Origin of the sequence: Nocardia paucivorans NBRC 100373, from assembly GCF_000308675.1 — a bacterium.
GTDB lineage: Bacteria > Actinomycetota > Actinomycetes > Mycobacteriales > Mycobacteriaceae > Nocardia > Nocardia paucivorans.
Window position 1 is genome coordinate 31,569 of the sequence record NZ_BAGE01000035.1, and the last position, 19,710, is coordinate 51,278.

General features: G+C 69.1%; 20 protein-coding genes. 17 read left to right on the forward strand and 3 right to left on the reverse strand.

Annotated features, from left to right (window positions below):
• Positions 1-146: 146 nt before the first annotated feature.
• The 6 genes from ON32_RS08390 (at position 147) to hisH (ending at position 7,806) form a co-directional block, all read left to right on the forward strand.
• Positions 147-1,124, forward strand: coding sequence for an alpha/beta hydrolase family protein (locus tag ON32_RS08390; protein ID WP_040790230.1), 978 nt, complete (start codon positions 147-149; stop codon positions 1,122-1,124).
• A 363-nt stretch (positions 1,125-1,487) separates the two neighbouring features.
• The gene (locus ON32_RS08395; RefSeq protein WP_040790231.1) at positions 1,488-3,005 is read left to right on the forward strand and encodes a serine/threonine-protein kinase; all 1,518 of its coding nucleotides are present in this window, start codon (positions 1,488-1,490) and stop codon (positions 3,003-3,005) included.
• 1,027 nt (positions 3,006-4,032) lie between these two features.
• Complete coding sequence (gene hisD, locus ON32_RS08410) at positions 4,033-5,370, forward strand: histidinol dehydrogenase (protein ID WP_040790236.1); 1,338 nt, start codon at positions 4,033-4,035, stop codon at positions 5,368-5,370.
• A complete protein-coding gene (locus ON32_RS08415; protein ID WP_051133007.1) occupies positions 5,367-6,551 on the forward strand; it encodes a histidinol-phosphate transaminase in 1,185 nt (394 codons plus the stop codon). The genes hisD and ON32_RS08415 overlap by 4 nt, the downstream gene beginning before the upstream one ends.
• Positions 6,548-7,180 (forward strand): imidazoleglycerol-phosphate dehydratase HisB, encoded by a 633-nt coding sequence (hisB, locus tag ON32_RS08420; protein WP_040790238.1) that lies wholly within the window; start codon positions 6,548-6,550, stop codon positions 7,178-7,180. Before ON32_RS08415 ends, hisB begins: the two co-directional genes overlap by 4 nt.
• Positions 7,177-7,806 carry an imidazole glycerol phosphate synthase subunit HisH gene (hisH, locus tag ON32_RS08425; protein WP_040790239.1) on the forward strand — a complete coding sequence of 210 codons (630 nt, stop codon included), beginning with the start codon at positions 7,177-7,179 and terminating at the stop codon, positions 7,804-7,806. Before hisB ends, hisH begins: the two co-directional genes overlap by 4 nt.
• Before the next feature lie 52 nt (positions 7,807-7,858).
• Here hisH and ON32_RS26970 read toward each other — a convergent pair whose 3' ends face one another.
• Positions 7,859-8,350, reverse strand: a complete 492-nt coding sequence (locus ON32_RS26970) for a nuclear transport factor 2 family protein (RefSeq protein ID WP_157224129.1) — start codon at positions 8,348-8,350, stop codon at positions 7,859-7,861.
• A gap of 97 nt (positions 8,351-8,447) precedes the next feature.
• On the opposite strand from ON32_RS26970, the gene ON32_RS08435 reads away from it, so the two are divergent.
• The 6 genes from ON32_RS08435 (at position 8,448) to hisI (ending at position 12,695) form a co-directional block, all read left to right on the forward strand.
• Positions 8,448-8,909 (forward strand): MarR family winged helix-turn-helix transcriptional regulator, encoded by a 462-nt coding sequence (locus ON32_RS08435; RefSeq protein ID WP_040790340.1) that lies wholly within the window; start codon positions 8,448-8,450, stop codon positions 8,907-8,909.
• Positions 8,910-9,021: 112 nt separating this feature from the next.
• Complete coding sequence (gene priA / locus ON32_RS08440) at positions 9,022-9,753, forward strand: bifunctional 1-(5-phosphoribosyl)-5-((5-phosphoribosylamino)methylideneamino)imidazole-4-carboxamide isomerase/phosphoribosylanthranilate isomerase PriA (RefSeq protein WP_040790240.1); 732 nt, start codon at positions 9,022-9,024, stop codon at positions 9,751-9,753.
• Between the two features lie 6 nt (positions 9,754-9,759).
• On the forward strand, positions 9,760-10,572 hold the full coding sequence (locus ON32_RS08445; RefSeq protein WP_040790241.1) for an inositol monophosphatase family protein: 813 nt from the start codon (positions 9,760-9,762) through the stop codon (positions 10,570-10,572).
• Positions 10,569-11,342, forward strand: a complete 774-nt coding sequence (gene hisF, locus ON32_RS08450; RefSeq protein WP_040790242.1) for an imidazole glycerol phosphate synthase subunit HisF — start codon at positions 10,569-10,571, stop codon at positions 11,340-11,342. The genes ON32_RS08445 and hisF overlap by 4 nt, the downstream gene beginning before the upstream one ends.
• Before the next feature lie 39 nt (positions 11,343-11,381).
• Entirely contained in the window at positions 11,382-12,341 is a 960-nt protein-coding gene (locus ON32_RS08455) for a TIGR03564 family F420-dependent LLM class oxidoreductase (RefSeq protein WP_040790243.1), read from the forward strand.
• A 9-nt stretch (positions 12,342-12,350) separates the two neighbouring features.
• Positions 12,351-12,695, forward strand: coding sequence for a phosphoribosyl-AMP cyclohydrolase (hisI, locus tag ON32_RS08460; RefSeq protein WP_040790244.1), 345 nt, complete (start codon positions 12,351-12,353; stop codon positions 12,693-12,695).
• A gap of 33 nt (positions 12,696-12,728) precedes the next feature.
• Here hisI and ON32_RS08465 read toward each other — a convergent pair whose 3' ends face one another.
• Positions 12,729-13,154, reverse strand: coding sequence for a MarR family winged helix-turn-helix transcriptional regulator (locus ON32_RS08465; RefSeq protein ID WP_157224132.1), 426 nt, complete (start codon positions 13,152-13,154; stop codon positions 12,729-12,731).
• Between the two features lie 302 nt (positions 13,155-13,456).
• Positions 13,457-13,921, reverse strand: coding sequence for a peroxiredoxin (locus tag ON32_RS08470; RefSeq protein ID WP_040790245.1), 465 nt, complete (start codon positions 13,919-13,921; stop codon positions 13,457-13,459).
• 77 nt (positions 13,922-13,998) lie between these two features.
• Here ON32_RS08470 and ON32_RS08475 point away from each other — a divergent pair, with 77 nt between their 5' ends.
• The 5 genes from ON32_RS08475 (at position 13,999) to trpA (ending at position 19,678) form a co-directional block, all read left to right on the forward strand.
• The gene (locus ON32_RS08475) at positions 13,999-15,603 is read left to right on the forward strand and encodes an anthranilate synthase component I (protein ID WP_040790247.1); all 1,605 of its coding nucleotides are present in this window, start codon (positions 13,999-14,001) and stop codon (positions 15,601-15,603) included.
• A complete protein-coding gene (locus tag ON32_RS08480; RefSeq protein WP_083874215.1) occupies positions 15,600-16,481 on the forward strand; it encodes a TIGR02234 family membrane protein in 882 nt (293 codons plus the stop codon). Before ON32_RS08475 ends, ON32_RS08480 begins: the two co-directional genes overlap by 4 nt.
• A gap of 277 nt (positions 16,482-16,758) precedes the next feature.
• Positions 16,759-17,577: an indole-3-glycerol phosphate synthase TrpC gene (gene trpC / locus ON32_RS08485; RefSeq protein ID WP_040790248.1), complete on the forward strand. Its 819-nt coding sequence runs from the start codon at positions 16,759-16,761 to the stop codon at positions 17,575-17,577.
• A complete protein-coding gene (trpB, locus tag ON32_RS08490) occupies positions 17,574-18,881 on the forward strand; it encodes a tryptophan synthase subunit beta (protein ID WP_051133010.1) in 1,308 nt (435 codons plus the stop codon). The genes trpC and trpB overlap by 4 nt, the downstream gene beginning before the upstream one ends.
• On the forward strand, positions 18,878-19,678 hold the full coding sequence (gene trpA / locus ON32_RS08495; RefSeq protein WP_040790251.1) for a tryptophan synthase subunit alpha: 801 nt from the start codon (positions 18,878-18,880) through the stop codon (positions 19,676-19,678). Before trpB ends, trpA begins: the two co-directional genes overlap by 4 nt.
• The last annotated feature ends 32 nt before the right edge of the window (positions 19,679-19,710 follow it).

Sequence of the window (19,710 nt, forward strand, 5' to 3'; positions counted from 1 at the left end):
CAGTCTGGCGGGCCGGTCCGACAGATTCCGTGCACTCGGGCCCGCTTCGGACCCGGTCTGCCGCTTCGCGTTTGCGGCCCGGGCCGAATCCCGACCGACCGCGCGGCCTACCCGGTGTGGCGCGATGTTCGTGCCATATTCGAATCATGAGACGAGGCGTGGGGTATGTGGTCGGATGGCTGCTGTCGGTGCTGCTCGTAATGGTGCCGGTGGGGATTCCCACGGCGGTGGCCGCGCCGGGGTGCACGGTCGATGTGCGGAATGTGTCGGTGCCGGTGGACGCCGAACACGCGACCGGACGCCTGTACGAGCCACACGGCTGTGCCGTCGGCGACGCCCTGGTGGTGGTGGCGCACGGGCACAAGGGCTCCAGCGCCCAGTACGCCGACTATCTGACCGAGATCGCCACCCGCACCGCGACCCCGATCGTGTCGATGGATATGCGCGCCACCGACAGCGCATGGCGCACCGGTGAATGGAACCCGTGGGCGGGTTGGCGGGATCTGGTGGCGATCACCCAGTGGTATCGCGGGGGTCATCCCGCCGTCACGCGCACCGTGCTGTGGGGATGGAGCCAGGGCGCCCTGACCTCCGGGCTCGCCGTCGCGCACGGACCGCGCGGCCTGTTCGACTACTGGGTCGATACCTACGGCCCCTCCGATTCCTTCGACCACTGGCACGGCCCGGCGGCCGACAATCCGGCGCTGCGGGCGCAGATCGAACGCGATGCGGGTGGATGCACCCCCATGGTCTGCCCGCTCGCCTACGCCGAACGCTCGCCGATGCTCCTCGCGCCCCGAATGGGTATTCGGCACGCGTTCCTCGTACACGGCACCGCCGACCACGTGGTGCCCTTCGAGGCGTCGCGCCGGATGCGTTCGGCGCTGATGGTCGCGGGGAAGCCGAGTTCCATGTACACCATCGTCAGCGGGCGTGATCGCAGGGGAGCGATCGTTCCCGGTTCGCACAATGTGGGTCCGGTCCTGTTCGAGGCGGGGTGTGTGGTGGAACGGTTGATCCGCGGCACCGAACCGCTCGGCGGCAATCGGGACTATCTGGTGGATATCGGGCGAGGTATCGCCACCGCACCTCCCGCGCCGGCGAACGCGAAGTGTGCTGCTTGACGGACGGTCGCACGGCTGCGCTGCCCCGCAATGGATATATAGCTTTTCGGTATCATTCGATGTTTCGGTGGGTTGTGGTGCGACACCCCGGACGCGGAGGTGTCCACGGTTCACCGCCGTCGGCGACGGTTTCGGTCCGGGTGGCCCGCCTCGTACCTGTATTCCCAGGTCGGAGCGCTTTTCGTGGGCGGTGTGGCCGGTTGCCGGGCCGGCACTTGTGGGACGGATCACCCATTGGGGGTAGATCGCTCGATGCCGTCGGTTCGGAGCCCGCTACACTCGTCCGGAACGCGTGAGTGGTCAAGGACGCGGCATGTCACGATTTCGAGAAGGTTCGGAGTAGGCGCCATCGATACCGGTCAGTTGATCGCGGAGCACTACCGCCTGGTCGAGCAGATTGGTAGCGGCGGCACAGGCGTGGTCTGGCGTGCCGTCGACGAGCGCCTGCAGCGGTCGGTTGCGATCAAGCAGATTCACATCAAGCCCAGCCTGCCCGAGGCCGAGCGCGATGTCCTTCGTCAGCGGGCCATTCGCGAGGCCCGCAATGCGGCACGTTTCCAACACCCGAATGCGATCGTCGTCTTCGATATCACCGAACACGGCGGCGATCCGTGCCTGGTGATGGAGTATCTGAAATCCCGCAGTCTGGCGATGGTGATCTCGGCCAACGGCCCCCTGCCGCTACCACAGGTCGCACGGATCGGCACCCAGGTGGCGTCCGCGCTCATCGCCGCCCACCAGGCGGGGATCGTGCACCGCGACGTCAAACCGGGCAATGTGCTGCTCGACGAACACGGCACGGTGAAGATCACCGATTTCGGTATCTCTCGCGCCGCCGGTGATGTCACCCTCACCGAAACCGGCCTGATCTCCGGAACTGCCGCCTATCTGGCGCCGGAAGTGGCCCGCGGCGCCGACCCGACCCCCGCCGCGGATGTCTTCTCCCTCGGTGCCACCCTGTTCCACGCCCTGGAGGGCGAACCGCCCTATGGTTCCGGAAACCCGCTGAAAGTGCTGTACGCCGCGGCGAACGGTCAGCTCAGCGAACCGCGCAATGCCGGTCCCGCCACCGATCTCCTGCTCGAGTTGCTCGATCCGAAACCGGAGAACCGGCCCACCATGCGCGAGGCGCGGGATCGGCTGACCCGGTTCACCGAGGTCGGTTCCGCCCGGGACGGCGGATATGTGTCCGCCGCCGAACAGCACGGTCGCGGCGGCCGGGAGCAGTCGGGCGCCCTGGGCACCATGGAGGCCGCGCCGCCGCGGCGGCGCCAGGCGTCGCCCCCACCGACCCGGCAGCACGAGCCGCCCCGCCGGTCCGACCGTGCGAACCCGCCCACCACGACCCAGCCCACCCCGCTGGTCGACCGGCCCGACGGGAAGAAACGCACCATGGTCATCGGCGGTGTGGTCGGCGCGGTGGCCATCGGCGGGGTGCTGTTGTTCAACCCCTTCGGTTCCGACGACTCCGGGTCCTCGGGTGCGCAGGCCACCTCCTCGGTCACCAGCGCGCCGCGTCCGAGCGATACCGAGGACGTCGGTGGGGCGGTCGCCCTCGGCGAGACGCCGAGCAGCGGCAGCGTCGACTGGGGGGCGGCCGGCCGACTCATCGAGGACTTCTACACCAACCCGAGCGGTTCCTGGTCGCTGCTGACCCCGGCCGCGCAGCGGGTGTACGGCACCCAGCAGCAGTTCCACCAGTACTGGGACCAGCGCACCGTGCAGAGTTTCTCCACCATCACCGCCGATCGCGGCAACAACCCCGACGGTTCGGTGGATATGCGGGTCAGTGGCCTCACCTACGGTGGGCAGACCAAGAACCCGGTCCTGCGGGTTGTCTCCGTCGGCGGGCAGCTGCTCATCGACAGCGACACCCGCTGACGATCCGACCGCGCCGGCGGCGGTTTTCGCACCGCGGCCGGCGCAGGCGCGCGCCATGGGATTCGGGGGCTGCTCGCCGCGAAGCGCCGAGCCGATCGAATTGTTGCGCACCCTGACGGACAAGCGGCGGGATGCGCCGACACCGTGCGGCGGACAGCGGGTCCGTGGGGTAGGGCCATCTGTGGCACGGCACCATCCCGCCGGCCACGTATACGGCGATATGCGTCCGGCACGGGCCGGGGGTGAACCGGGTCGACAACAGTCCGGCCGCCCAGGCCGCGACCATGTTGCCCCGGCCCCGGTGGCCGGCTCGAATCGTCGGCGGGGACCCTGTCGCGGTGGATGCCGCGGGTGATTCCGGCCGATATGCCGTGGACGCGCGGCTCCGATCCGGAGGTCTGCGGCACCGGGAGGCATCGACATCGGCAATCGTCGGGCGCAGTGCCGTTCTCGACGAACTCGAAGGCGGACGAACGCGCAGGCGGACGAACTCGAAGGTGATGGGGTGCCGGAGCTGCGGCGCCGCCACGGCCGGGTACGGGCCATCGTCCACCCGGGCCGGGGTACGAGGCGGTGTGCGATGAGACGGAGAACATCGAGACGGAAAACACACCACCTGCCGCCTAGGCATTACAACGAGCCGTTCCGTGTGCCCGAAACGCGATATATCCGGGTTCGGCGGGGATCCGTCGGCCGCAGGAGCGCCGGCCGGCCGCACACCGTCGCGTCGGGCGGATACGGGGCCGCCGGTGGAATACGCTGCGGCCGAATCCGTTTCCGGCATATCCGCGTTCGCTTGCCATCCGACGCGCCTCTCGTCGGGCATCGCGTGGCCGGTGGTGCCCATCGGGGCTTTTCCCGGGCTCCGATCGAGGGTCGGGTTCGGGGCGAGAGTGTTCGGGACCGGGCCCGGGGTCTCGGGTCCGCCGGCCGGCCCACCGGACGAAATTCGCTCGACCACGCCCACTAGGCTGGTAGCGGCAACTTTCCGTTGTTCTCCATCCGCAGACCAAGGACTGATACCGCTATGACACCCCGTATCGAGCTCGCCCGCGTCGATCTGCGCGGTCGTACTCCTACCGTCGCCGAGCTGCGCACCGCGCTGCCGCGCGGAGGAGTCGACGTCGACTCGGTGCTCCATCGGGTGCGGCCGGTGGTCGATGCGGTCCGGGAACGCGGCGCGGCCGCCGCACTGGAGTTCAGCGAACAGTTCGACGGGGTGGCGCCCGCCGCGGTGCGGGTTCCGGCCGCGGAACTGGCCGTCGCCCTGGACGGGCTGGATCCCGCGGTGCGCGCCGCGCTCGAGGTGGCCATCGAACGGACCCGGGCCGTGCACGCCGACCAGCGGCGCGCCGATACCACCACCGAGGTGGTGCCCGGCGGGACCGTCACCGAACGATGGGTACCCGTGGAACGGGTGGGGCTGTACGTACCCGGCGGTAATGCCGTCTACCCGTCGAGTGTCGTGATGAACGTGGTCCCCGCGCAGGCGGCCGGGGTGGACTCGCTGGTGGTGACCTCGCCGCCGCAGGCGCGGTTCGGCGGCCTGCCGCATCCGACCATCCTGGCGGCCGCCCGGCTGCTCGGCGTCGAGGAGGTGTGGGCGGTCGGTGGCGCGCAGGCGGTGGCCCTGCTGTCCTACGGCGGCGCCGATACCGACGGGGCCGCGCTCACCCCGGTCGATATGATCACCGGCCCCGGAAATATCTACGTGACCGCCGCCAAACGGCTCTGCCGCGGTCTGGTGGGCATCGATGCCGAGGCAGGTCCCACCGAGATCGCCGTCCTCGCCGACGCCACCGCCGATCCGACGCATATCGCGGCCGATCTGATCAGTCAGGCCGAACACGATGTGCTGGCGGCCAGTGTGCTGGTCACCGACAGCGCCTTGCTCGCCGACGCGGTCGACGACGCGATCACCGCGCAGATGGCGGTGGTGAAACACGCGCAGCGGGTGACCGAGGCGCTGACCGGAGCCCAGTCCGGAACCGTGCTGGTCGACGATATCGAGCAGGGGCTGCGGGTGGTGAACGCCTACGCCGCCGAACACCTGGAGATCCACACCGCCGATGCCGCGGCCGTCGCCGCCCGGGTGCGCAGCGCGGGCGCGGTCTTCGTCGGACCGTACGCGCCGGTGAGCCTCGGCGATTACTGTGCCGGCTCGAACCACGTCCTGCCCACCGCAGGCTGCGCGCGGCATTCGTCCGGGCTCAGCGTCCAGACGTTCCTGCGCGGTATTCACGTGGTGGAGTACAGCGAGGCCGCGCTGAAGGATGTCGCCGGACACGTGGTGGCGCTGGCGAACGCCGAGGACCTGCCCGCGCACGGTCAGGCCGTGCGGGCGCGTTTCGAGGCCCTGTCATGAGTGCCCGGGACACCACGACCGCATCCGTTCCGGGCGCGGGTATCGGTTTGGACGCGCTGCCGCTGCGGGAGAACCTACGCGGCAAATCGCCGTACGGCGCACCGCAGTTGACGGTTCCGGTGCAGCTCAACACCAACGAGAACCCACATCCGCCGAGTCGGGCGCTGATCGACGACATCGCCGAGGCCATTCGCGCCGCCGCCGCCGATCTACACCGCTATCCGGACCGGGACGCCGTCGCGCTGCGCGCCGATCTGGCCGCCTATCTCACCCGGCAGACCGGCATCACGGTGGACACCGCCAATGTGTGGGCGGCCAACGGCTCCAATGAAATCCTGCAGCAGCTGTTGCAGGCGTTCGGCGGTCCCGGCCGGCGAGCCCTGGGATTCGTCCCGTCGTATTCGATGCACCCGATCATCTCCGAGGGCATCGACACCGAATGGGTCGAGGCGAAACGCGCCGCCGACTTCTCCATCGATATCGACGCCGCGTTGGCCGCCATCGCCGAACGCCGGCCCGATGTGGTGTTCGTGACCAGCCCGAACAACCCCACCGGGCACAGCATCCCCGGCGACGAGCTGGTTCGGATACTGGAGGCCGCTCCGGGCATCGTCATCGTCGACGAGGCCTACGGTGAGTTCTCCGCCGCGCCGAGCGCCATCGGTCTCATCGACCGGTTCCCGGCCAAACTCGTGGTCACCCGCACCATGAGCAAGGCGTTCGCCTTCGCCGGCGGTCGCCTCGGTTATCTCGTCGCCGCCCCCGCCGTGATCGATGCGCTGCTGTTGGTGCGGCTGCCGTATCACCTGTCGGTGGTGACCCAGGCCGCCGCGCGTGCCGCGCTGCGGCATGCCGACGAAACTCTGGCCGGTGTCGCCGAATTGGCCGCGCAGCGGGACCGGGTCGCGCGGGAGCTGACCGAACTCGGTTTCGAGGTGGTCCCCAGCGATGCGAATTTCCTGCTGTTCGGGCGTTTCCGCGATGCGGCCCGGGCCTGGCAGCATTATCTGGACGAGGGTGTACTCATTCGCGACGTCGGTATTCCCGGCTATCTGCGCGCCACCATCGGCCTCGCCGCCGAGAACGACGAATTCCTGCGGGTCAGCGCGAAACTGGCCGCCGCCGAACTGACGGACCAGGGCCGAGGCCCGGGGCCGAGAACGACACGGAAGAGAGTATGAATCGAACCGCGCGGGTGGAGCGCACCACCAAGGAATCCCACATCGTGGTGGAACTGGACCTGGACGGCACCGGCCGCACCGATATCTCCACCGGTGTCCCGTTCTACGACCATATGCTCACCGCGCTCGGCGCCCACGCCAGTTTCGATCTGACCGTTCGCGCCGAGGGCGATATCGAGATCGAGGCCCATCACACCGTCGAGGACACCGCTATCGTCTTCGGTCAGGCCCTCGGTCGCGCCCTCGGCGACAAGAAGGGCATTCGTCGCTTCGGCGACGCCTACATCCCGATGGACGAAACGCTCGCCCACGCCGCCGTCGACGTCTCCGGCCGCCCCTACTGTGTGCACACCGGCGAACCCGATCACCTGCTGCATGCGGTGATCCCCGGCTCCCCGGTGCGCGGTCGCGGTGAACCGGGCGCCCCGTACTCGACGGTGCTCAATCGGCACGTCTTCGAATCCATCGCCCTCAATGCCCGGATAGCCCTGCACGTGCGGGTGCTGTACGGCCGCGATCAGCACCATGTCACCGAGGCCGAGTACAAGGCGGTCGCGCGGGCCCTGCGCGCCGCCGTCGAACCCGACCCCCGGGTACAGGGTGTGCCATCCACGAAGGGAGCGCTGTGACCTCGGTCGTGCTGCTGGACTACGGTTCCGGCAATCTGCATTCCGCCCACCGTGCCCTCATCCGTGCCGGCGCCGAGGTGGAGGTGACCGCCGACCCGCAGGCCGCCCTGGCCGCCGACGGACTGGTGGTCCCCGGCGTCGGGGCCTTCGCCGCCTGTATGGCGGGGCTGCGCGCCGTGCGCGGCGATCGCATCATCGGTCGGCGCCTCGCCGGTTCCCGTCCGGTGCTCGGTATCTGCGTGGGGATGCAGATCCTCTTCGAGCGGGGCGTCGAATTCGGGGTGGAAACCGAGGGTTGCGCCGAATGGCCCGGTACCGTCGACCGGCTCGAGGCGCCGGTGCTGCCGCATATGGGATGGAACACCGTCCAGGCGCCCGCCGACTCCGTGCTGTTCGCCGGGATGGACCCCGATACCCGCTTCTACTTCGTGCACAGCTACGCCGCCCGGAGTTGGGAGCTCCCACCCGGCGACCATATCGCCGAGCCCAAACTCACCTGGGCCCACCACGGTGGGCCGTTCCTGGCCGCGGTGGAGAACGGGGTGCTGTCGGCCACCCAGTTCCATCCGGAGAAATCCGGCGACGCCGGCGCGCAACTGTTGCGCAACTGGATCAAATCGCTCTGAGTCGACGCGTTTCGCGGCACAACGCTCCGAGACGTCGCGGCCTTTTCGTGCCTTACGGGCGCACGCCCTGCGCCCAGACCGGGTCCGTCGCCACACTCGACAGGCGCCAGCCCTGTGCGGTGCGGATCGCATCGAAGTGGTAGATCTCGCCGAGGGTGTACTGCGATGCCGGTGGGGTGGTATGGGCGTCCTTGCGGGCGAAGACCACCAACAGGTTCGCCCGAACGGTCGCGTGATCGCCGTGTAGGTCGATGTGCGTATTGGTGACGAAGTGCTGGATGGCGTAGTCCGGTCGGTGGTTGCGCGTCGCCTGTGCGATGAGCGCGTCCCGGCCCCGGGCCCGTCCGCCCGGGGTTCGGGCGGTGGCGTCCGCGGTGTAGATGGCGCCCAGCTCGGCGAACCGACCCTCATCGAGGGTACGGCCCAGACGATCGACCAGTGCGGTGATCTCCATGCGATCGGCCAGTTCTCGTCGTGTGTCGACGCGTGTGGCCGCGAATGCGCGCGGGAGCAGTGCCGATGACAGGATGCGTCCGACGTTCATTTCGAAACCCTTTCCTGAAATGTTGGCCAGTCCAACATTGGTATTACCAACGATATACATTGTGGGCCGCGCCAACAAGTCGGGTAAGTTGTCGGTCATGCAGATCGCGCACGACGGCGCCGCGGACCGGTTACGCGCCCTGCCGACCCGGCTGGTGGGACAGGTCGCCGTACTGGCGGACCGGGCGAGCGACCGGGCCTTCGCCGGCACCGGCTCCCGCCGTCACCATTTCGCCCTGCTCGCCACACTCGACCAGTTCGGCCCGCTCAGCCAGGCCGAACTCGGCCGGCGCACCCATATCGACCGCAGCGATATCGTCGCCGCCGTCAACGATCTGGTCGCGCGCGGTATGATCCGTCGCGATCCCGACCCCGCCGATCGCCGCCGCAATATCGTCACGCTCACCGATGCCGGCGCCCGGCACCTGGCCCTCCTGGACGATCGGCTGGCCGTGGCTCAGGACGAACTGCTCCACGGTTTGTCCGCCGCCGAGCGCCGCCAATTCGTGCGGTTGCTGACCCGAGTGCTCGACACGCACCCGAACGACCCGGCGCACTGACCCGGCCCGCGCTCCACGCCGATCGCCGTGGCCGCTCGGCGATCGCGGTGCGGTACCGGTATCCGACGGGCCGCCACCAGAGCGTCGAAGTCGAGCCGCTAGGCTGAGCGGAGTGAGTTTAGTGCTGTTGCCCGCGGTCGATGTCGCCAATGGAGAGGCCGTGCGCCTCGTTCAGGGAGAGGCCGGCAGTGAAACCAGCTACGGGTCGCCCCGGGATGCGGCCCTGGCCTGGCAGGAAGCCGGTGCCGAATGGGTGCACCTGGTCGATCTGGACGCCGCCTTCGGACGCGGCTCCAACCGGGAGCTGCTCGCGCAGGTGGTCGGTGAACTCGATGTGCGGGTGGAGTTGTCCGGCGGAATTCGCGACGACGAATCGTTGAAGGCCGCTCTGGCCACCGGATGTGCGCGGGTCAATCTGGGCACCGCCGCGCTGGAGGACCCGAAATGGTGTGCCCGCGCCATCGCCGAATACGGCGACCGGATCGCGGTCGGACTGGATGTGCGGATCGTGGACGGTGAGCACAGGCTGCGCGGTCGCGGTTGGGTCAGCGACGGCGGGGATCTGTGGGAAGTGCTGGAGCGACTCGAACGCGACGGCTGCTCGCGCTACGTGGTCACCGATGTGACCAAGGACGGTACCCTCACCGGCCCCAACCTGGACCTGCTGCGCGATGTGTGCGCCGCCACCGAGGCCCCGGTCATCGCCTCCGGCGGTGTTTCCACCCTCGACGATCTGGTGGCGATCTCCGAACTGGTCCCCGAGGGCGTGGAAGGGGCGATTGTCGGCAAGGCGCTGTACGCGGGCCGGTTCACCCTGCCCGAGGCGCTGGCCGCGGTGCGCTGACCCGGTATGGCCACCACCGACCTACCCGCGTTGCTCACTGTGGCCGCGGAAATCCTCGACGGGATCGAACCGCGGTTCCGGGAAGGGCGGGGTGCGCCCAGCGCGGTCGCGAAGGGCTCCAAGGACTTCGCCACCGAACTCGACCTGGAACTGGAACGCACCATCTCCGAACAGTTGACCCGCCGCACCGGAATCGATGTGCACGGTGAGGAATTCGGCGGCCCTCGGTTGACCGACGGCACCGCCTGGGTGCTCGACCCCATCGACGGCACCTTCAACTATTCGGCCGGACATCCGCTGTCGGGCACCCTGCTCGCATTGGTTCGCGATGGTGAACCGGTCCTCGGCATGGCATGGCTACCGGTCCTCGGCCAGCACTACGCCGCCGTCGAGGGCGGCCCGCTGCTGCTCAACGGCGAACCACAGCCCATGCTGACGCGGGGGTCCCTCGCCGAGGCGATGATCGGGTTCGGGGCGTTCAACATCGACTCCACCGGACGTATCCCGGGGCGGATCCGCTTCGATATGCTCGGCGCGCTGAGCCGACTGTCGTCGCGGGTGCGGATGCACGGTTCCACCGGAATCGACCTGGCCTATACGGCCGCGGGCATCCTGGGTGGTGCCATCGTGTTCGGTCACCATCCCTGGGACAATGCCGGCGGTGTCGTGCTGGTGCGCGCGGCGGGCGGTGTGGTGACCGATCTGGCCGGGGACCCGTGGACCATCGAATCCGGGTCCGTGCTGGCCGCGGCACCCGGGGTGCATACCGAATTGGTCGAGATGATCGCCGCGGCCCGCGGCAGTGAGGTGAGGCGATGACACTGGCGGTCCGTGTGATTCCGTGCCTGGACGTCGACGCCGGTCGGGTGGTCAAAGGAGTCAGGTTCCAGAACCTGCGCGACGCCGGCGATCCGGTGGAACTGGCCGCGGCCTACGATGCCCAGGGCGCCGACGAACTCACCTTCCTCGATGTCACCGCCTCCAGCGGCAACCGCGACACCATGCTCGATGTGGTCACCCGCACCGCGGAGCAGATCTTCATCCCGCTCACCGTGGGCGGTGGGGTGCGCACCGTCGAGGACGTGGACCGGCTGTTGCGCGCGGGCGCGGACAAGGTGTCGGTCAATACCGCCGCCATCGCCCGGCCGGAGGTACTGCGGGAGATGTCGCAGCGGTTCGGCTCCCAGTGCATCGTGCTGTCGGTGGACGCCCGCACCGTTCCGGACGGCCAACCGGCCACTCCGTCCGGCTGGGAGGTCACCACCCACGGCGGTAAACGCGGCACCGGTATCGACGCGGTGGAATGGGCGATCCGGGGCGCCGAACTCGGGGTGGGGGAGATCCTGCTCAACTCGATGGACGCCGACGGAACCAAGGCCGGATTCGACCTGCCCATGATCCGGGCCGTCCGCGCGGCCGTCTCGATCCCCGTGATCGCCAGTGGTGGTGCGGGCGCGGTCGAACATTTCGTACCGGCGGTGCAGGCCGGCGCCGATGCGGTACTCGCGGCCAGTGTCTTCCACTTCGGTGAGCTGACCATCCCGCAGGTCAAGGACGCCATGCGGGCGGCGGACCTGGTGGTCCGCTGACCGGGGAATCGGTGCGTTCCCCACGGCGTTGTAGCCGGGGTGAACATCGGAATCTCTTTGTCGCCATTTGCTTTCGACGCCGCGGACAATGCCGTGACCGCGGCGGTGGAATCTGCCCGGGAGGCCGCCGACGCCGGCGTGCGATCGTTGTGGTTCGGCCAGACGTTCTCCTTCGACGCGATCACGATGGCCGCCCTGGTGGCGCAGGCGGTACCGGAGCTGGAGGTGGGCACCTCCGCCGTGCCGATCCCCGCTCGCCATCCGCTGCTCATCGGCAGTCAGGCGCTGACCGCCCAGGCCGCCGCGCGAGGCCGGTTCACCCTGGGGCTCGCCCTCGGTGCGCCATCGATCACCGAGTCGGCGTTCGGGATTCCGTTCGACCGCCCGATCACCCGGTTGCGGGAATTCCTCACCGCTCTGGCCGGTCCGTTGCGCAACGAGAGCGCCGAGTTCCACGGGGAGACGGTCACCGCTGTCACGCCCATACCCGGCCGGGTCGCGGGGGCCGAGCCCGCCGTACCGGTGCTGGTGGCCGCCATGGGTCCGCAGGCGGTGCGGGTCACCGGAGAATCGGCCGACGGCACCCTGCCGTTCCTGGTGGGTCCCCAAGCGCTGGAACGGCATATCGTCGGGCCGATCGGGGCGGCCGCGCGCCGGGCCGGGCGCTCGCGACCGCGGGTGGTGGCCATGGTGCCCGGGGTGGTCACGAGCGATCCGGAGGCCGCACGGGCGGCCGCGGCGCGGCAGATGGCCTTCTACGACACCATTCCCTCCTATCGGCGGGTCATCGAACTGTCCGGGGCTTCCCGGGCGGCGGATCTGGCCGTTATCGGTGACGAGCGCGTGGTCGCCGATCGGATCGCCGAGTACTTCGCCGCGGGCGCCACCGATGTGGTGATCACCCAGACCGACCTGACCACCCCGGACGACCGCCGCCGCACCTGGCGTCTGCTCGGTGAACTGGCCCGCACGTCCACTCCGGCGACCCCCTCGGTATAAAAAGACACCATGAGCCTCGATCCCGCCATCGCCGCCCGCCTCAAGCGCAACGACGCCGGTCTGGTGGCCGCGGTGGCGCAGGAACGGGACACCGGCGCCGTGCTGATGGTCGCCTGGATGGACGACGAAGCGCTGGCCCGCACCCTGGAAACCCGCAGGGCAACCTACTTTTCGAGGTCGCGCGGCCAGTACTGGGTCAAGGGGGAGACCTCCGGCCATACCCAGTACGTGCACGAGGTGCGGTTGGACTGCGATGGGGACACCGTGCTGTTGGTGGTGGAGCAGCAGGGCGCGGCCTGCCATACCGGCACCCACACCTGTTTCGACACCGACGTGCTGCTGTCCGAATCCTGACGCCTTGCGGCGTACCCGAGGCGGGTGCGCGGATCAGCCGTCGGACGACGGATAGGGCGCGCGTTCGATCCCGACGGCCAGCTGGGCGTTGAGTGTCTCGCCGAGTTCGGCCAAGGTGAGCGTCCGCTCGGCGTCGAGGCCGTCGAACACCAGTCGGCGGACCATGTCCAGATAGCCGGGGGCCGCCTCCACCACTTTCCGATACCCCGCATCGCTGAGCACCGCCTGGACTCCGCGGCGGCCGCTGGTGGCCGAACGGCGGGCCCAGCCCATCCGTTCCAGCTTGGACACCACATGGGAAAGTCGTGATAGCGACGAGTTTGCTCTGTGGGCCAGCTCACTCATCTGTAGTCGGTGTTCGGGGGCTTCCGACAGTAGGGTCAGTACCCAGTACTCGAAATGTGTCACGCCGGATTCGCGCTGGAGCTCGGTATCCAGTGCGCTCGGAAGCCGGGTCATCAGCGCGACGATAGCGCGCCACGCGCGTTCCTCGACAGGATCCAGCCATTTCGTCACATGCGCCTTCTCTCCAGACAAGTGACGTGATCGGAATTCGGTCACCCGCTCCCCAGAGTTTGCCACGTCTTCGCTCGATCGTGTGGGAGATGCGGATGGCAGTTCTTGCTCGGATATGTCTTGCTTGGATGTGTCTTGCTCGGATATGTCTTGCTCGGATGTGTCTTGCTCGGATGTGCGGTCACGCGCATGGCGGCCCTATCACGCCCGGTGTCCGTCCGGGCGGAGCGTGAGGGCACGAAGCCTCAGGAGGTCGAATGCTTCCGGAGGAACTCCAGCGCCGCGTCGGCGTGGACGTTGGCGCGGAATTCGCCGCTGATCACGGTGAGTATCCGTCGATCGCGATCGATGACGAAGGTACGTCGTTTGACCGGCATCAGTGAGCCGAGCAGTCCCCGCTCGACACCGAACTGCCGCGCCACCGATCTGTCGGCGTCCGACAGCAGCGGATAGTCCAGCCGTTGGGCCCCGGCGAAACCGGCCTGGGTGTCCACCGCATCGGTGCTGATCCCGGCGCAACTCGCGCCCAGAGCGGCGAATTCGGCACTCAGATCCCGGAAATGGCAGGCCTCCGCCGTGCACACCGGGGTGTTGGCGGCCGGGTAGAAGAACAGGACCAGCGGTCCTGCGACCAGCAGGTCGGCCAGGGAACGCGGGGTTCCGGTCTGGTCGGGGAGTTCGAAGGCGGGGGCGAGCTGTCCGGTTTTCATACGGCGAAGTTACCGGCGTTCGCCCCGCCACGTGGGGTGTGCCCACCGGCTCCGAAGCGTCCTGGGATGATGGGCGGATGCCCGGCGTGCTCTCTTCCACGACGACCCGCGAACGTTTCCGAGAACTGGCCGCGGAACACCGCGTTGTCCCGGTAACCCGGAAAGTGCTGGCGGATTCGGAGACCCCCCTGTCCGCATACCGCAAACTGGCCGGTGACCGGGCAGGGACCTTCCTGTTCGAATCCGCGGAAAACGGCAGATCATGGTCGCGCTGGTCGTTCATCGGGGCGGGCAGTCCGTCCGCGCTGACCGTCGTGGACGGCGCCGCCGCCTGGTTGGGCGCCACCCCAGCGGACGCGCCGACCGGCGGCGACCCCCTCGACGCCCTGCGGGAAACCCTGGAACTGCTGCGCACCGAACGGCTGCCCGGGCTGCCGCCACTCACCGGCGGCATGGTCGGATACCTCGGCTACGACGCGGTGCGGCGGATGGAACGGCTGCCCGAGATCGCCGTCGACGACCTGCAGCTTCCGGAAATGGTGCTGTTGTTGGCCACCGACCTGGCCGCCTTCGACCATCACGAGGGCGCAATCACCCTCATCGCGAACGCGGTCAATTGGAACGGCACCGCCGAACACGTCGACGAGGCCTACGACGACGCCGTGGCCCGCCTGGACCGGATGACCGCCGCACTGGCCACGCCCGCCCCGTCCACGGTCTCGGTGTTCGATCAGCCCGAGCCGGTGTTCCGCCGCTCCCGCACCCCTGAGCAGTTCGGGGAGGGGGTACGGCGCCTGGTGCGGGAGATCGAGGCCGGTGAGGCGTTCCAGGTGGTGCTGTCACAGCGGTTCGAGATGGACTACGGCGGCACCCCGGTCGATCTGTACCGGATGTTGCGCGCGGCCAATCCCAGCCCGTACATGTACCTGCTGCACATTCCCGACGCCGACGGCGGCACTGCGTTCTCCATCGTCGGTTCCAGTCCGGAATCCCTGGTGACGGTGAAGGACGGCGTGGCCACCACCCATCCGATCGCGGGCACCCGGTGGCGGGGCGCCACCGAAGAGGACGACCGGCTGCTGGAGAAGGGACTGTTGGCGGACGAGAAGGAAAACGCCGAGCATCTGATGCTGGTGGACCTCGGTCGCAACGACCTCGGCCGGGTCTGTGAACCCGGCACGGTGCGGGTGAGCCAGTACCGCCACGTCGAACGGTACAGCCACGTCATGCATCTGGTGTCCACGGTGAGCGGGCGGCTGGCCCCCGGCAAGATCGCCCTGGACGCCGTGCGGGCCTGTTTTCCCGCGGGAACCCTGTCCGGTGCGCCCAAGGTGCGGGCCATGGAACTGATCGAGGAACTCGAACCCACCCGGCGCGGCGTCTACGGCGGGGTGGTCGGTTACCTGGACTTCGCGGGCGACGCCGATACCGCCATCGCCATCCGCACCGCCCTGCTCAAGGACGGCATCGCCTATGTGCAGGCGGGCGCGGGCATCGTGGCCGATTCTCAGGCCGAATACGAGGACACCGAATCCAGGAACAAGGCCATGGCGGTATTGCGGGCCATCGCGGCAGCCGAAACCGTGCACGCCTTCGGCGAGGAGATCCGGGCCGACAACGGAGCCGCCACGGCGGCCGCCGGCGCTTCCGCCGCGGTGTCGGGGACCACGGTGCGACCATGACGGATCCGACCCGCCCCGGTGAGCCGACCCCGAAGCCGGGCGGCGAGACCTCCGGCGCGCAGACCGGGTCGCCGGGAGACGAGACGACCACATCCGCCGGAGCCGCGGGGCGCGGGCGCGGTCCCGTCCTGCCGATCGCGCTACTCGCCGTTGCCGCCGCCACGTTATGGGGCTCGTCCCGGCTGACGTGGGTCACCGTCACCTCGGCCGACGGGCTCACCGAACCGCGCACCGACGATATCGACGGCGGGGTGTGGTTCGGCGCCCTCACCCCGCTGGCCCTGACGATGCTCGCCGCCGTCGCCGCCGTCCTGGGCACCCGCGGTTGGGTGCGGCGGCTGGTCGGGGTGATCGTCGCCCTGGCCTCGGCGGTCACGGCCGTACCGCCGCTGGCCCTGTTGAACGGTTCCGGCGCCACCGCCGAACGCGCCGCCGCCCTGGCCGAGCTGCCGGGACGGGCCGTGGTCCAGGAGGTGACGACCTCCACCGCGCCCGCCCTGTTGGCCACGGTGGGCGCGGTGGCCGCCTTCCTCGCCGGAGTTCTGCTGGCCCGTATGTCGGGACACACCGCGCGCCTGTCCGGTAGATACGACAATCCGGTGTTCCGCCGGGCCGAGGCCACCGATCTGGTCGCCAAGCGCAACAGCGGTGCGCCCACTGCCGAGCCGGTCTCGGAACGGGTGCTCTGGGACGCGCTGGACGCCGGTACCGACCCGACCGAATCCGATGCGGATCGGGAGGCCGAGACACCCCATTCACCCGGCGACCCGAAAGATGCGCCCGCGAAGCGGCAGGACGATTCGGCGTACCGTGTGGACGAAACCGGTACCGATCCCGGTGACGGCCCGGCCGACGGTGGGGGCGGAGGCGTCCGATAACGGTCGCGCACGATATCCCGCATGCCATGCGCCCCCTCGGGTGCCCTGATGCGCCGCGACCGATTCGTGTCGGGTATCCGTGGGCGGTGTTGCCCACTTCGGCCACGGGCGCGTGCAACCATGAATTGCACCACATTCGGGTTTCGTTCTCGGCGGACCCTCCCCCGACGTGAAGCCCCGACAACGCTCCCTTTACTCTTGATCAGCATCGGTGAGACAGCGCCTGGGGGAAATTCTCCGGCAGTACTCGCGTCTCCCCAGAAAGGATTCGAGCCAGATGACGGTACTCGACTCGATTCTCGACGGGGTCCGCTCGGATGTGGCCGCTCGGGAAGCCCTGGTGGACTTCGCCACGGTCAAGGCCGCCGCGGCCGCCGCGCCGCCACCGTTGGACGCGAAGGCCGCCCTGCTCGAAGACGGTATCGGGGTGATCGCCGAGGTCAAGCGGGCCAGCCCCTCGAAGGGCCCCCTCGCCTCGATCACCGATCCGGCGAGCCTGGCCAAGGCCTACGAGGACGGCGGCGCCCGGATCATCAGCGTGCTCACCGAGGGACGTCGTTTCCACGGATCGCTCGACGACCTCGACGCCGTGCGCGCCACCGTGAACATTCCGGTGCTGCGCAAGGATTTCGTGGTCGGTCCCTACCAGATCCACGAGGCCCGCGCGCACGGCGCGGATGTGATCCTGCTGATCGTGGCCGCATTGGAACAGGACACCCTGGCCTCGCTCATCGATCGCACCGAATCGCTGGGGATGACCGCGCTGGTCGAGGTGCACACCGAGGAGGAGGCCGACCGCGCGCTCGCTGCCGGCGCCTCGGTGATCGGGGTGAACGCGCGCAACCTCAAAACCCTGGAGGTGGACCGGGACTGCTTCGCCCGGATCGCGCCCGGCCTGCCCACCGAGGTCATCCGAATCGCCGAGTCCGGGGTGCGCGGCACCGCCGACCTGCTCGCCTACGCGGGCGCGGGCGCGGATGCGGTGCTGGTCGGCGAGGGCCTGGTCACCAGCGGCGACCCACGTGCCGCGGTATCGGAACTGGTGACCGCGGGCACCCATCCTTCCTGCCCCAAACCCGCACGTCGGGGGCGATGATGGCACCGACCGAGCGGATCGCTTCCGACGCCCTGCCCCAGGCCAGCGACGGGATCGCGCACCGGAGCGGGCACGAACCCGACACGGGCGGTCATTTCGGCGTCTACGGCGGCCGCCACGTTCCCGAGGCGCTGATGGCGGTGATCGAGGAGGTCACCGCCGAATACGACAAGGCCCGCCTGGATCCGGATTTCCTGTCCGAACTGGACCGATTGCAGCGTGATTACGCCGGGCGCCCGTCGCCGGTGTTCGAGTGCGCCGGTCTGGCCGAGCACGCGGGCGGCGCCCGGATCCTGCTCAAGCGCGAGGACCTCAACCACACCGGTTCGCACAAGATCAACAATGTGCTCGGGCAGGCGCTGCTGGCCAAACGGATGGGCAAGAACCGGGTCATCGCCGAAACCGGTGCCGGCCAGCACGGGGTGGCCACCGCCACCGCGTGCGCGCTGCTGGGCCTTCGGTGCGTGATCTATATGGGGGCCGTCGACACCGCCCGTCAGGCGCTCAATGTGGCCCGGATGCGGTTGCTCGGCGCCGAGGTCGTCTCGGTGACCCTGGGGTCGCAGACCCTCAAGGACGCCATCAACGAGGCCCTGCGTGACTGGGTGACCAATGCCGAGGACACCTACTACTGTTTCGGCACCGCCGCGGGACCGCACCCGTTCCCGATGATGGTCCGCGATTTCCAGCGCGTCGTCGGTCTGGAGGCGCGCGCTCAGGTCAAGGCCATGACCGGTCGCCTGCCCGATGCGGTGGTCGCCTGCGTCGGGGGCGGTTCCAATGCCATCGGCATCTTCCATCCCTTCCTCGACGACCCGGACGTTCGGTTGATCGGCTACGAGGCGGCCGGTGACGGCGTCGAGACCGGACGCCACGCCGCGACCTTCACCGGCGGTACCCCCGGCGCGTTCCAGGGCGCCTACTCGTACCTGTTGCAGGACGAGGACGGGCAGACCATCGAATCGCACTCCATCTCCGCCGGGCTGGACTATCCCGGCGTCGGGCCGGAACACGCCTACCTCAAGGACATCGGGCGCGCCGAATACCGGCCGATCACCGACACCGAGGCCATGGACGCCCTGTTGCTGCTCAGCCGGAGCGAGGGCATCATTCCGGCGATCGAATCGGCACATGCCGTGGCGGGGGCGCTACAACTCGGCAAGGAGCTGGGGCCCGGTTCGATCATCCTGGTGAATCTGTCCGGGCGGGGGGACAAGGATATGGATACCGCCGCCCGCTGGTTCGGCCTCTTCGACGAACCCGGCGACCACGCCGAGGCCGGCGCCAAGGAGAACGATCGGTGACCGAACAGTCCAATCTCGCGGCGACCTTCGCCGCCTGTCGTGCCGAACACCGAGCCGCGCTCGTCGGCTATCTGCCCGCGGGCTATCCGGATCTGCCCGGTTCCATCGCCGCCGTGCGGGCCATGGTCGAAGCCGGCTGCGACATCATCGAGGTCGGCGTCGCCTACTCCGATCCGGTGATGGACGGCCCCACCATCCAGGCTGCCGCCGAACAGGCCCTGCGCGGCGGTGTCCGGGTCCGCGACGTGTTCTCCGTGGTCCAGGCCGTCGCCGACGCCGGCGCCCGGGCCGTGGTGATGACCTACTGGAATCCGGTGCTCAAGTACGGCGTCGATCGGTTCGCCCGCGATCTGGCCGCCGCCGGAGGTTCGGGCCTCATCACCCCGAATCTCATCCCGGAGGAGGCCGACGAGTGGTTCGTCGCCTCCGCCGCCCACGAACTGGACCGCATCTTCCTGGTCGCGCCGTCGTCCACCGAGGAACGTCTGGTCAAGACACTCGAGGCGAGTTCCGGATTCATCTATGCCGCCTCCACCATGGGCGTCACCGGTGCCCGGCAGTCGGTATCGTCCATGGCGCCCGCATTGTGCGCCCGGATTCGCACGCACAGCGATATTCCGATCGGAGTGGGGCTCGGGGTACGTTCCGGCGCCCAGGCCGCCGAGATCGCCGCCTACGCCGATGGGGTGATCGTCGGTTCGGCTCTGGTGAGTGCGGCCGCTGAGGGGCTGGACGCGGTACGGCGGTTGACCGCCGAACTCGCCGAGGGTGTCCGCTCGGCGACGGTCTCGAGCTGATCCGGTCCGCGCTTCGCGGGGCCGCGCGCGAT

Bases quoted from the DNA above. Each gene is read 5' to 3' on its own strand.
- ON32_RS08415 (WP_051133007.1), top strand. From the start codon at position 5,367: ATGAGTGCCCGGGACACCACGACCGCATCCGTTCCGGGCGCGGGTATC.
- trpC (WP_040790248.1), top strand. From the start codon at position 16,759: ATGACGGTACTCGACTCGATTCTCGACGGGGTCCGCTCGGATGTGGCC.
- hisB (WP_040790238.1), top strand. From the start codon at position 6,548: ATGAATCGAACCGCGCGGGTGGAGCGCACCACCAAGGAATCCCACATC.
- ON32_RS08390 (WP_040790230.1), top strand. From the start codon at position 147: ATGAGACGAGGCGTGGGGTATGTGGTCGGATGGCTGCTGTCGGTGCTG.
- ON32_RS08445 (WP_040790241.1), top strand. From the start codon at position 9,760: ATGGCCACCACCGACCTACCCGCGTTGCTCACTGTGGCCGCGGAAATC.
- ON32_RS08475 (WP_040790247.1), top strand. From the start codon at position 13,999: ATGCCCGGCGTGCTCTCTTCCACGACGACCCGCGAACGTTTCCGAGAA.
- hisF (WP_040790242.1), top strand. From the start codon at position 10,569: ATGACACTGGCGGTCCGTGTGATTCCGTGCCTGGACGTCGACGCCGGT.
- hisI (WP_040790244.1), top strand. From the start codon at position 12,351: ATGAGCCTCGATCCCGCCATCGCCGCCCGCCTCAAGCGCAACGACGCC.
- ON32_RS26970 (WP_157224129.1), bottom strand. From the start codon at position 8,350: ATGAACGTCGGACGCATCCTGTCATCGGCACTGCTCCCGCGCGCATTC.
- ON32_RS08435 (WP_040790340.1), top strand. From the start codon at position 8,448: ATGCAGATCGCGCACGACGGCGCCGCGGACCGGTTACGCGCCCTGCCG.
- ON32_RS08480 (WP_083874215.1), top strand. From the start codon at position 15,600: ATGACGGATCCGACCCGCCCCGGTGAGCCGACCCCGAAGCCGGGCGGC.
- trpB (WP_051133010.1), top strand. From the start codon at position 17,574: ATGATGGCACCGACCGAGCGGATCGCTTCCGACGCCCTGCCCCAGGCC.
- hisD (WP_040790236.1), top strand. From the start codon at position 4,033: ATGACACCCCGTATCGAGCTCGCCCGCGTCGATCTGCGCGGTCGTACT.
- ON32_RS08465 (WP_157224132.1), bottom strand. From the start codon at position 13,154: ATGACCCGGCTTCCGAGCGCACTGGATACCGAGCTCCAGCGCGAATCC.
- ON32_RS08470 (WP_040790245.1), bottom strand. From the start codon at position 13,921: ATGAAAACCGGACAGCTCGCCCCCGCCTTCGAACTCCCCGACCAGACC.